The organism is Streptomyces sp. NPDC054770 (genome assembly GCF_053611985.1).
This window is the reverse complement of sequence record NZ_JBSHBL010000050.1, coordinates 13526-25073: the sequence shown is the minus strand read 5'-3', so window position 1 is coordinate 25073 and position 11548 is coordinate 13526. Positions and strand designations below refer to the sequence as shown.

10 protein-coding genes and 1 riboswitch are annotated in these 11548 nt (G+C 70.4%); of the genes, 4 read left to right on the top strand and 6 right to left on the bottom strand.

Going from position 1 to position 11548, the window contains the following annotated elements; all coding sequences use genetic code 11:
* Nucleotides 1–61 precede the first annotated feature (61 nt).
* From ACWGKQ_RS34285 to ACWGKQ_RS34275, 3 genes are all read left to right on the top strand, one after another.
* Nucleotides 62–616 (top strand): GNAT family N-acetyltransferase, encoded by a 555-nt coding sequence (locus ACWGKQ_RS34285; RefSeq protein ID WP_453295914.1) that lies wholly within the window; start codon nucleotides 62–64, stop codon nucleotides 614–616.
* 4 nt (nucleotides 617–620) lie between these two features.
* Nucleotides 621–745: riboswitch (cobalamin riboswitch) on the top strand.
* Nucleotides 746–870: 125 nt separating this feature from the next.
* A complete protein-coding gene (locus ACWGKQ_RS34280) occupies nucleotides 871–3249 on the top strand; it encodes a ribonucleoside-diphosphate reductase subunit alpha (protein WP_453295913.1) in 2379 nt (792 codons plus the stop codon).
* The gene (locus ACWGKQ_RS34275) at nucleotides 3249–4262 is read left to right on the top strand and encodes a ribonucleotide-diphosphate reductase subunit beta (RefSeq protein ID WP_453295912.1); all 1014 of its coding nucleotides are present in this window, start codon (nucleotides 3249–3251) and stop codon (nucleotides 4260–4262) included. Before ACWGKQ_RS34280 ends, ACWGKQ_RS34275 begins: the two co-directional genes overlap by 1 nt.
* A gap of 76 nt (nucleotides 4263–4338) precedes the next feature.
* Here ACWGKQ_RS34275 and ACWGKQ_RS34270 read toward each other — a convergent pair whose 3' ends face one another.
* Nucleotides 4339–4533 (bottom strand): hypothetical protein, encoded by a 195-nt coding sequence (locus tag ACWGKQ_RS34270; RefSeq protein WP_453295911.1) that lies wholly within the window; start codon nucleotides 4531–4533, stop codon nucleotides 4339–4341.
* A 93-nt stretch (nucleotides 4534–4626) separates the two neighbouring features.
* Between ACWGKQ_RS34270 and ACWGKQ_RS34265 the strand changes: the two genes are divergently transcribed.
* Nucleotides 4627–5592 (top strand): helix-turn-helix domain-containing protein, encoded by a 966-nt coding sequence (locus ACWGKQ_RS34265; RefSeq protein ID WP_453295910.1) that lies wholly within the window; start codon nucleotides 4627–4629, stop codon nucleotides 5590–5592.
* Nucleotides 5593–5631: 39 nt separating this feature from the next.
* Here the strand turns inward: ACWGKQ_RS34265 and ACWGKQ_RS34260 are convergent, their stop codons facing one another.
* The 5 genes from ACWGKQ_RS34260 to ACWGKQ_RS34240 form a co-directional block, all read right to left on the bottom strand.
* Nucleotides 5632–7011 (bottom strand): bifunctional albaflavenone monooxygenase/terpene synthase, encoded by a 1380-nt coding sequence (locus ACWGKQ_RS34260; RefSeq protein ID WP_453295909.1) that lies wholly within the window; start codon nucleotides 7009–7011, stop codon nucleotides 5632–5634.
* Nucleotides 7008–8093: an epi-isozizaene synthase gene (cyc1, locus tag ACWGKQ_RS34255; RefSeq protein ID WP_453295908.1), complete on the bottom strand. Its 1086-nt coding sequence runs from the start codon at nucleotides 8091–8093 to the stop codon at nucleotides 7008–7010. The genes ACWGKQ_RS34260 and cyc1 overlap by 4 nt, the downstream gene beginning before the upstream one ends.
* 295 nt (nucleotides 8094–8388) lie before the next feature.
* The gene (gene def, locus ACWGKQ_RS34250; protein WP_453295907.1) at nucleotides 8389–9039 is read right to left on the bottom strand and encodes a peptide deformylase; all 651 of its coding nucleotides are present in this window, start codon (nucleotides 9037–9039) and stop codon (nucleotides 8389–8391) included.
* 127 nt (nucleotides 9040–9166) lie between these two features.
* Complete coding sequence (locus ACWGKQ_RS34245; protein ID WP_453295966.1) at nucleotides 9167–10147, bottom strand: tetratricopeptide repeat protein; 981 nt, start codon at nucleotides 10145–10147, stop codon at nucleotides 9167–9169.
* A gap of 114 nt (nucleotides 10148–10261) precedes the next feature.
* A complete protein-coding gene (locus ACWGKQ_RS34240) occupies nucleotides 10262–11545 on the bottom strand; it encodes an HD-GYP domain-containing protein (protein ID WP_453295965.1) in 1284 nt (427 codons plus the stop codon).
* Nucleotides 11546–11548 lie beyond the last annotated feature (3 nt).

The window sequence follows — 11548 nt, the reverse complement described above, 5'->3', positions numbered from 1 at the left end:
CGGGCGCCCCACCGGGGAAATCGAGAGGTTTCCGCAGGCGGGAGTCCGGCAGACTCGGGCCATGGACATCGTGATACGGCGGGCGGAACCCGGTGAGTACGAGCCCCTCGGCGAGATGACCGCCCAGGCCTACCTTCTGGACGGCCTCCTCGACTACGGCGAGGGCGACGAGTACCTGCCCGTGCTGAAGGACGTGGCGAGCCGGGCGGCCGCCGCCGACGTGCTCGTGGCCGTGTCCGGCGAAAAGCTCCTCGGCGGCGTCACCTTCGTCGCCGGCCCCGGCCCGGTCGCCGACATCGCCCGCCCCGGCGAGGCGGAGATCAGGGCGCTCGCGGTCGCACACGAGGCCCGCGGCAAAGGCGCCGGCGAGGCCCTCGTACGGGCCTGCATCGACCGCGCACGGGCCACCCGGGGCTGCACGGCCGTCGTCCTGTCGAGCCAGCGAGGCATGCACACCGCCCACCGTCTCTACGAACGTCTGGGTTTCGTCCGCACACCCGACCGGGACTGGAATCCCGTACCGCACCTGGACGACATCACTCTCCTCACCTATGAGTTGACGCTCCGACACCGCCACGACACAACATCTGGGGGTGACACGACAACCCGGCACTAGATGTATGCTCATGCTCGCTGTCGCCGCAGGGGAATCCGGTGCGAATCCGGAACTGTCCCGCAACGGTGTACTTGTGCATGTTCGTGCACAGGAATCAGTCCGAGGACCTGCCGACAGCACGCCCAGCCACCCGGCGCGGGCGTTCTGACGTCCGGGCCTCGCGGAGTGGGCCAGGGTCTCGACGTGTGCCCACGCGCGCTCGTGCTGCCCGCTGCCCTCCGCCAGGCCCCGAGCCCAGCGAGGGAGAGTCCCACGTGACCATCGCGCCAGCCGACCCGGCTTCAGCGGTCATCTCTGCCGAAGAGGACGGTCCCGGTACCGCGCTGCTGCGGACCCTGACCGAGCTGACCGCCGACCTCCCCGACGCCGACCCCGGCCGGGTCGCCGCCGCCGCGTTGCGCGGCCGGTCCGCGCGGGCCGACGAGGCGGAGTTGCGCGAGCTGGCCACCGAGGCCGCCGCCGGCCTCATCTCCGAGGACCCCGCCTACTCCAGGCTCGCCGCCCGGCTGCTGACGGTCTCCGTCCGTGCCGAGGCCGCCTCGCAGGGCGTGACCTCCTTCACCGAGTCCGTCGCCGTGGGGCACCGGGAGGGGCTGATCGCCGACCGGACCGCCGAGTTCGTACGGCTGCACGCCCGCCGCCTCGACACCCTCGTCGACCCGGCCGCCGACGACCGCTTCGGCTACTTCGGCCTGCGCACGCTGCACAGCCGCTACCTGCTCCGGCACCCGATCACCCGCAAGGTCATCGAGACCCCCCAGCACTTCATGCTCCGGGTCGCCGCCGGCCTCGCCGAGGACACTGCGTTCAATTCGAAGACGGGCGCGAGGTCGGTGGACGAAGTCGCCGCGCTCTACGGCCTGATGAGCCGCCTCGACTACCTCCCGTCCTCCCCCACCCTCTTCAACTCCGGCACCCGGCACCCCCAGATGTCGTCCTGCTACCTTCTGGACTCGCCGAAGGACGAGCTGGACTCGATCTACGACCGCTACCACCAGGTCGCCCGCCTCTCGAAGCACGCCGGCGGCATCGGCCTGTCGTACTCCCGGATCCGCAGCCGGGGTTCGCTGATCCGCGGCACCAACGGCCACTCCAACGGCATCGTGCCGTTCCTGAAGACCCTCGACGCCTCGGTCGCCGCCGTGAACCAGGGCGGCCGGCGCAAGGGCGCGGCCGCGGTCTACCTGGAGACCTGGCACTCCGACATCGAGGAGTTCCTGGAGCTGCGCGACAACACCGGCGAGGACGCCCGCCGTACCCACAACCTCAACCTCGCGCACTGGATCCCGGACGAGTTCATGCGCCGGGTGAACGCGGACGCGCAGTGGTCGCTGTTCTCCCCGGCCGACGTGCCCGAACTGGTCGACCTGTGGGGCGAGGAGTTCGACGCCGCCTACCGCAGGGCCGAGGCGGCCGGCCTCGCGCTCAGGACCATTCCGGCCCGTGACCTGTACGGCCGGATGATGCGCACCCTCGCGCAGACCGGCAACGGCTGGATGACCTTCAAGGACGCGGCCAACCGCACCGCGAACCAGACGGCCACCCCCGGCCATGTCGTCCACTCCTCCAACCTCTGCACGGAGATCCTGGAGGTCACGGACGACGGCGAGACGGCGGTCTGCAACCTCGGTTCGGTCAACCTCGGCGCGTTCGTCGACAAGGCGGCAGGTGACATCGACTGGGAGCGGCTGGACGAGACCGTCCGCACCGCCGTCACCTTCCTCGACCGGGTCGTGGACATCAACTTCTACCCGACCGAGCAGGCGGGCCGGTCGAACGCCAGGTGGCGGCCCGTCGGCCTGGGCGCCATGGGCCTCCAGGACGTCTTCTTCAAGCTGCGGCTGCCCTTCGACTCCCCCGAGGCCAGGGCCCTCTCCACCCGGATCGCCGAGCGGATCATGCTCGTCGCCTACGAGGCCTCCGCCGACCTCGCCGAGCGCAGCGGCCCGCTGCCGGCCTGGGAGAAGACCCGCACCGCGCAGGGCGTGCTGCACCCCGACCACTACGGCGTCGAGTTCACCTGGCCGGAGCGCTGGGCGGCGCTGCGCGCGCGGATCGCGACGACCGGTCTGCGCAACAGCCTCCTCCTCGCGATCGCGCCCACCGCCACCATCGCGTCCATCGCCGGTGTCTACGAGTGCATCGAGCCGCAGGTCTCGAACCTCTTCAAGCGCGAGACGCTGTCCGGCGAGTTCCTCCAGGTCAACTCCTACCTGGTGCAGGACCTCAAGGACCTCGGCGTCTGGGACGCCCGCACCCGCGAGGCGCTGCGCGACGCGAGCGGCTCGGTGCAGGACTTCGCGTGGATCCCGGAGGACGTACGGCGGCTCTACCGCACGGCGTGGGAGATCCCGCAGCGCGGCCTGATCGACATGGCCGCCGCCCGCACCCCGTACCTGGACCAGGCCCAGTCCCTGAACCTGTTCCTGGAGACGCCGACCATCGGCAAGCTCTCCTCGATGTACGCGTACGCCTGGAAGTCCGGGCTGAAGACGACGTACTACCTGCGCTCGCGCCCGGCGACCCGGATCGCCCGCGCCGCACAGGCCGCTGTCCCCGTGCAGGCCGCCCCGGACCCCGAGGCCGTCGCCTGCTCCCTTGAGAACCCCGAGTCCTGCGAGGCCTGCCAGTAATGACCAGCGACAACAAGAACCTTCTCGACCCGGGCTTCGAACTGACCCTGCGCCCGATGCGCTACCCGGACTTCTACGAGCGCTACCGGGACGCCATCAAGAACACCTGGACCGTGGAGGAGGTCGACCTCCACTCGGACGTGGCCGACCTCGCGAAGCTCACGCCCGCCGAGCAGCACATGATCGGCCGGCTGGTCGCCTTCTTCGCGACGGGCGACTCGATCGTGGCGAACAACCTGGTGCTGACGCTGTACAAGCACATCAACTCCCCGGAGGCGCGCCTGTACTTGTCGCGCCAGCTCTTCGAGGAGGCCGTGCACGTCCAGTTCTACCTGACCCTGCTGGACACCTACCTCCCCGACCCGGCGGACCGCGCCGCCGCGTTCGCCGCGGTGGAGAACATCCCCTCCATCCGCGAGAAGGCCGAGTTCTGCTTCAAGTGGATGGACTCGGTGGACAACCTGGACCGCCTGGAGTCCAAGGCCGACCGCCGCCGCTTCCTGCTCAACCTCATCTGCTTCGCCGCGTGCATCGAGGGCCTGTTCTTCTACGGCGCCTTCGCGTACGTCTACTGGTTCCGCAGCCGGGGTCTGCTGCACGGTCTCGCCACCGGCACCAACTGGGTGTTCCGTGACGAGACGATGCACATGAGCTTCGCGTTCGACGTCGTGGACACCGTGCGCAAGGAGGAGCCGGAGCTCTTCGACGACGAACTCCGGCAGCAGGTCACCGACATGCTGCGGGAGGCCGTCGAGGCGGAGCTGCAGTTCGGCCGGGACCTGTGCGGTGACGGTCTGCCGGGCATGAACACGGACTCGATGCGCCAGTACCTGGAGTGCGTCGCCGACCAGCGGCTCGGCCGCCTGGGCTTCGCCCCGGTGTACGGCTCGGAGAACCCGTTCTCCTTCATGGAGCTGCAGGGCGTGCAGGAGCTGACGAACTTCTTCGAGCGCCGTCCGTCCGCGTACCAGGTGGCGGTGGAGGGCACCGTCGACCTCGACGAGGACTTCTGAGCCGCCTGCCGGCTGCTTGAGGTCGAGTGCGTCCCCGGCCGACACCGTCCGCGAGGTGGTCGTCGTGCCGGGGAAGCTAGGCGGTCAGGGACCTTCCGCGGTGCTGGGTTTCCCGGCGGTGGCCGGCCCCCTCGGTCCGCCGCGCCTCCCTGATCTGCCGGTCGATGCGCCGGTCGCGCAGGATGCCGAGCACGGAGGGGAGGGCCATGAGGACCAGGATGCCGAGGACCAGGACCATTCCGATGAGACCTTCGATCTGGTTTCCGTTCATGGACACCACTCTCGCGCCGAATGCTCCTTACCGTGAGTGGCAGCACTGCCACACACCCTCGAATTACTGCCAGCGAAGAGGCACACTGGCAGCATGCTGAAGAACGTGGCCACGGTGCTTCTCGACGGTGTGCATCCCTTCGAGCTCGGGGTGGTCTGCGAGGTCTTCGGCCTCGACCGCTCCGACGAGGGGCTGCCGGTGTACGACTTCGCGGTGGTCTCGGCGGAGGGACCGGCGCTCGGCACCCATGTGCCGGGCCTCACCGTCTCCACGCCGTACGGCATCGACCGGCTCGAGGAGGCGGATCTGATCGCGGTGCCGGCCTCGGACGCCAACGTCGCCCGGGACTATCCCCCTGAGTTGCTCGCCGCCCTTCGCCGGGCGGTGGACCGGGGGGCCAGGGTGCTCAGCGTCTGCTCCGGCGTCTTCGTGCTCGGCGCCGCCGGGCTGCTGGACGGGCGCCGGTGCGCCGTGCACTGGCGGCACGCGGACCTGCTGGCCCGCCGTTTCCCGCGGACCCGGGTCGAGCCGGACGTGCTGTACATCGACGAGGACCCGGTGATCACCTCGGCGGGCACCTCCGCCGGCATCGACGCCTGTCTGCACATCGTGCGCAAGGAGCAGGGGCCGGAGGTCGCCGGGAAGATCGCCCGGCGGATGGTGGTGCCCCCGCACCGGGACGGCGGCCAGGCCCAGTACATCGAGCGTCCGCTGCCGGAGGGCCCCTGCGACACGGTCGGCGGGGTGCTGGCCTGGATGACGGAGCACCTCGACGAGGAGGTCACCGTCGAGCAGCTGGCCGCCCGCGCCCTGATGGCCCCGCGCACCTTCGCCCGCCGCTTCCAGCAGGAGACCGGCACCACGCCGTACCGCTGGATCCTGCGGCAACGGGTGTTGCTGGCGCAGGAGTTGCTGGAGGGGACGGACGAGACGATGGACGCCATCGCGGGCCGGACCGGCTTCGGGACGGCGGCCGCGCTGCGGCACCAGTTCGTGAGGTCCCTGGGTACGACGCCGAACGCCTACCGGCGCGCGTTCCGGGGCCCTGAGGCCGCCTGAGCGCGCGCCGGTATCAGACGTGACCCGCCGGTCGGCGGGTCACCAGGGCACGGGTGCGAGCAGCAGCCGGTGCGGGCGCAGGGTGATGCCCACCCGGGTGGTGTCGTTCGACCCGGCGACCTGTTCGAAGCGGTACTTGGCGCACAGGGCCGCGGTGATCAGGCTGAGCTGGGTCATGGAGAAGTGGTCGCTGGGGCACTTGCGGTTGCCGACGCTGAAGGGGCTCATGGCGTACTTGGGCACGTCCCCCGCCCGCTCCGGCAGCCACCGGTCCGGGTCGAAGTCGAGGTGCCCGGCGTACGAGTGCGGGTCGCGCTGGACCGCGTAGGGGCTGTAGACGATGTCGGCCCCGGCCGGAATGCGATAGCCGCCGAGCTCGGTGTCGGCCTTGGCGCGGCGCGTCAATATCCATACGGCGGGCCGCAAACGCATCGCCTCGACGACGACATTGTTGGTGTGCGTGAGCCGGCGAACGTGCTCAAAACCAACCGGTTGACCGCCCGTCACCGATTCGACCTCGGCCCGCACCTTCTCGGCGTGTTCCGGGTGTTCGGCGAGCACCTGGAGCAGCCACATGATCGTGGAGGCGACTGTTTCGCTGCCGGGGGTGAGTATCGCGACCACCTGGTCGTGGATCTCCTGTTCCCCGATGGGCTCGCCATTCTCGTCCTTCGCCGCGAGCAATGCCGTCAGCAAATCGTCCGGCTTTTGACCAGATGCCCGGCGCTCGGCGACGATCTCGTCGACCAGGAGATGCAAATCGGCCAGCGCCCGGTTGAATTCGCGGTTGGCCGGCAACGGCAGCCGGTACAGCGGGCCGAGCGGTACGACCATCCGCCGGTACATACCGCGGAAGACGCTCGCGAGGTCGACGCTGAGCCGCTCGGCGCGCTCGTCCATGTAGTCGCCGCGCAGCAGGCAGCGGGCGGCGATGCGGACGGCGACCCGGAAGGACTCGGAGGTGCAGTCGACGGTGGCGCCGGGCTGCCAGCGCTCGGTCAGGGCATGCGCCTCCTCCTCCATGACCGGCCCGTAGGCGGGGATCGCGGAGAGGTTGAACGCGGGCTGGATGGTCCGGCGTTGGCGCCGGTGCCGGGGTCCGTTGGCGGTGGCGACGCCCTCCTTGCCGAGCAGCCCCTCCAGGGACTCCCACAGCGGGCCGGCGATGATGAAGTCGGGGTTCAGGGCGAGGGCGCCGGTGAGTTCCGGGGTGGTGACGGCGTACACCTCCTTGGGGCCGAGCCTCAGGCGCACCATGTCGCCGTGGGCGCGCAGCCGGGACATGAAGGCCAGCGGGTCGCGGACCAGCCGCCAGCCGTGCCCCAGGACCGGCACACCGCCGCCGGCGAGGGGCGGTTCGCGCAGTTGACTGTGTTCGGAAGCCTCCGCGGTCGCGGGCTTCACGGACTCGACGGTCATTTCTCACCTGCCGCTTCGTTGTTGACGTACGGGGGCGTGGACCGGTCGTCCCAGCTGTCGACCATGTAACGGCCGGATTCGTGGTGGAACCAGTAGACGGAGCTGAACCAGTTCCGCATGTTGCCGACGCAGGCCGTGACGGCCGTGCCGATTTCCTTTCCCTGTACCGTGCCGTCGTCGAGTTCCTCGGCGAACCGCAGCGCGGTCCGCTCGGCGACCAGGAATTCGCTTATGCATTCCTCGACGCGTCGCCTGACTTCTTCGACCGCCTGTTCCAGGCTCATTCCCTCATGGGTGACGAGGCTGATTCCGAGATTGTGCACCTCGTCGCCCGCTATTTCCTTCGGCAGCGAGCAGAGATCGTTGTACCAGGCGGCGAATTCCTGGCTGAGCAGGGCCGGCCTGCGGTACGCCGGGTTTTTCCGCACGGCGTCCGGGAGTTCGATCCCGGCGCTCGGTTCCAGCAGGTCCGTCCATATCCAGTGGGCGAAGGTGAGGCGCCGCAGGGCCAGGTATTCCTCGACCCCGGGAACGTATCCCGAGGTGCGGTTGCGGAACTCGCGGTCGTAGGCCTCGATCACCGCGTGGAAGTGCCGGGCGAAGCGCTGGTTCCAGGTCTGGGGCAGGAACGAGTACAGCCGGGCGACACTGTCCGCGAACCCCGCGACCAGGGTGTCCGGGTGGTGCAGATGGTGCAGGGGTGCGTCGAGGGCCGCATGCAGCCGGAACCGCAGCCGCCGCCAGTCGGCCGGCCTGCGGTGCACGACGTCCCGGTCGTGCCGGTCGTCCCAGACGAAGAACCAGGCGCTGTAGTCGCATATCGCCTGGATGACCTCGTCGGACGCCCCCAGGTAGTACCCCGCCATGAGGTCGGTGTAGCAAAGGCCGTCGGCATATTCCTGCACCTTGTCGGCCGGCATCAGCCGCTTTTCCAGCAGCCAGAGGCGGGTCTTCTCCTGTAGCTGTGGCCAATACGGATGCAGTTGCCGGGGAAACTCGGCCTCGATCACCGGGAGGGCGAGTTGTGGTGGAACCGCGACCGCCGTCGGCGTCGATGTGGTGCTGTGTGAGAAAGCATGCACGAACAAACCCCTCTCAGCCGAGCCAGGTGCGCACGCCCCTCCCGCTGTGCCGGGCGTGCGCCGTTGCGTATCCCCGCAGTTCCCATTCAGCACCACAACTGACCAGTCTGGGAACGGATTTGCTTCACTCACTACCCCACGATGCCGAGAATCTCCCCTTGTGTGACTGATTAAGGATCGCTAGGGGTGCACAAAGGATCGAATGTGCGACGCACAGGCGAGCGAGTCTGACCGAACATGACGAACGCCTGGTCGGAGGGATCCCGACCAGGCGTCACACCTGCACTTCTGCGTCTCAGTCGTTGGCGACCACGGGGTAGCGTGGCTCGTTCTCGGCCATCTGCCGCAGCGCGTCCTTGCGCTCGCGCTTGGAGAGCCGGTCGATGTACAGGTAGCCGTACAGATGGTCGGTCTCGTGCTGCAAACACCGAGCGAAGTAGCCGGTGCCGCGCACCTTGATCGGGTTGCCCTTCTCGTCCTGTCCGGTGACCTCGGCGTAGTCGGGCCGGGCGAGCGGGGCGTAGGCGGTGGGCACCGACAGGCACCCCTCGTTGCTGTCGTCCAGTCGCCGCTTGTCCGCGGGCAGGTCGACCAGCTTCGGGTTGCACACCACACCCACGTGCCGGGCGCCCGCGTCGTCCTGGCAGTCGTAGACGAAGACCTTCAGGTCGACACCGATCTGGTTGGCGGCGAGCCCGACACCCTCGGCGGTCCGCTGACTGGCGAACATGTCGGCGACGAGCTGGTCCAGCTCCGCCCCGAACTCGGTGACGTCCTTGCACTCCTTGTGCAGCACCGGGTTCCCGACGACGGTGATGGGCCGCGAGGTCCCCCGCTCACGCCAGGCGTTCTCGCGCTCCTCGGTCCCCTCGGTGTCGATGACGAACCCCTCGTCATCCACGGGGAGCACGCCCACGTGCTGCTGATCGGTGTCCTGCTGGGCCATGACCGCGGTAAGCCTTCCTAGGTAAAACGGGGGTGATGTTGCTGATACAGGGTACGTGGAAGCGCCCCGTCAGGGGCGCGGGGACCTGCGCGAGCAACCACTCACGACCCGCAGTGACCCACCGGCCTCAACACACCTCTTCCAGATCCCGCCAGTCCCGAGAATCAGGGCTGTCCGCAACCCACCCGTCCAGCAACCCCCTCACCAGCGAAGCCGGCGCAGCCACCCCGCACTCCCGCTCCGGCACCCACAACTGCCCGTCCGTCCGATGCCCCAGCGGCCCCGGATGCCCCGGCTCACTGTGGTCGTGGGGATCGAGATGCACCCCGTCCCCCTCGTCGGACGGCATCCGCGACTCGGAACACATCCGGCACAGCAACCGCACCGAGGAGGACCAGTCCTCCGCCGCGAACCCGGCGTCCCCGGCCAGCTGCTCCAGCGCGTCCCGGTCCGTCTCGGTCGCCGCCTCCAGCAGCACCACCCACGTCGGCACCGGCGACGGCGCCCACAGCTCGATCTCGTCGAAGACGGGGTACGCGTGCCCGGTCACCGTGGTCCGCTCGCCGTGCGGCACCCCGTCGTGGAGCACGACCTCGCCCCAGCGCCGCCCGGACGAAGGAAGCGGAATGGACTGCACCTCGATCCGGGCGGGGTCCAGCCGCCGCCCCCACACCACCTCGGCCTCCCCCTCCGGGGACAGCCGCACGGCGGCACTGCCCAGGTCCATGCCGTCCGGCTCACCGGACACCGTGGCGCCGCCCGGCACCCGCAGCCCGTACGCCTGCCAGGCCCGCCGCGCCAGCGGCCAGTCCTGCAGCGCGGTCGCCGCGATGCCCACGTTCCACCAGTCGGGCGCCCCGGTCTCCCGGTCGAGCAGGGCCACCGCCCGCAGCCCGGCCGCCCGTGCCTGCTCCCAGTCGTGCCGGAACTTGTGCAGCAGGGCGAGGTTGAACCAGGACTCCGACAGCCAGGGTTCCAGGTCGGCTGCGCGCGTCAGCAGCTCGCCCGCGTCCTCGTACCGGCCGTCGCCGATCAGCGTGAACGCGCGGTCGGTGGCCTGCCGCCAGGAGGCGGAGGGCCGGTGCCGTCCCTTGCCGAAGATCCTCACGATTCCCGCCTGCCAGTTCCATTTCCGCACAGTGGGCTGGCTTGTGCCCCCGGACATCACCCTCTCCCTCGCATCCAACCACGTACGACGGGAGGGCCGCTCATTACCCATGGGTTACCCAGCCGCGCGCAAGGTCAGACAGTCCCTGGAGAGCACGCGGGCCAGTGACTCCACGACCTCGGGAGCGTAGTCCCCGGCAGTGGCCAGGCGTAACTCCTCCAGCGCGGTCAGCGGCCCGCCGGGCCCGCAATCCCGGGCCTTCTCCTCGTACGCGTTGACGGCCCGCACGATCCGCGCGGCGACCGGCTGCTCCCGGTACGGGTCGGCCTGCCGCTCCACGACCACGGCGACCGCCGCGTCCACCCCGGTCTGCCGTACGACGGCCCCGCCGAGCAGGGCTATCCGCCGCTGCTCCGCCGCCGGCAGCACGGCGGTGGCCCCGGCGGGCACCGGGTCGACGAGACTGAGCTGGCCGATGTCGTGCATCAGCGCCGCGTACTCCAGCACGGTGAGCTCCGCTCGGGACAGCCCCAGGTCCCGCCCGACGGCCCGGCTCAGCGTGGCCACCCGGCGGGCGTGCCCGGCCGGGGTGTACCCCGCTATCTCGGTGGCGCGGGCGAGCGAGGCGATGGTCTGCCGGTAGGTGGCCCGGACGGCCGCGTACCGGCGCAGGGACAGCTGGGTGAGAAGCAGGGGCAGGCAGAAGACGGGCAGCGCCCACAGCCCCGCGACGGCGACGGCCAGCGCCATCACCGCCCCGGTGGCGCAGACGGCGGACCCGATGCCGAGCAGCCCGCGCAGCTCGTCCCGCAGCAGCGGCCCGAACGGCCACCCGGTGCGGGAGTGGGCCTGCGCGGCGGCGAGCACGGCGTCGCACAGCGCGGTGAGCACCAGCAGCGCGACCAGCAGCAGCGCGTACGCCGGTCCGCCCGGCTGCTCCAACACGCCCCTGCTGTAGAGGGGTTGGAAGCAGACGGCGGCGAAGCCGACGGTGAGGACGCGGCGGGCGAGGTGGTCGAGGGTGGGCCGCCGCCCGCCGGCTATGTGCGGGACGCTGCCGAGCAGCGAGGCCGCGCAGACGACGGTGACGACCTGGCAGGTCCCGTCGTGGGTGGCGGCCCCGGCGTCGGCACCGAGCAGCGCGTAGGCGAGCCCGCCGGCGGCGCCGAGCGGGGCGGCCTCCCGAACCTCGGCGCCGGTCCACCGGGCCCACTCCCCGACGCCGACGAGCACCCCGAAGGCGAGGGCGGGGCCGCGGTCGTCGAGGCCCTCCCAGAGGGTGCCGGCGAGACAGCAGAGGGCGAGCAGCAGGGCGGCGAGGCGGATGCACCCGAGCGCGGCGGGCGGGCGGGAGCGCGGTGCCGGAGCCGGACCGGCGGAGCCGCTGCCGCCGCCCATCGG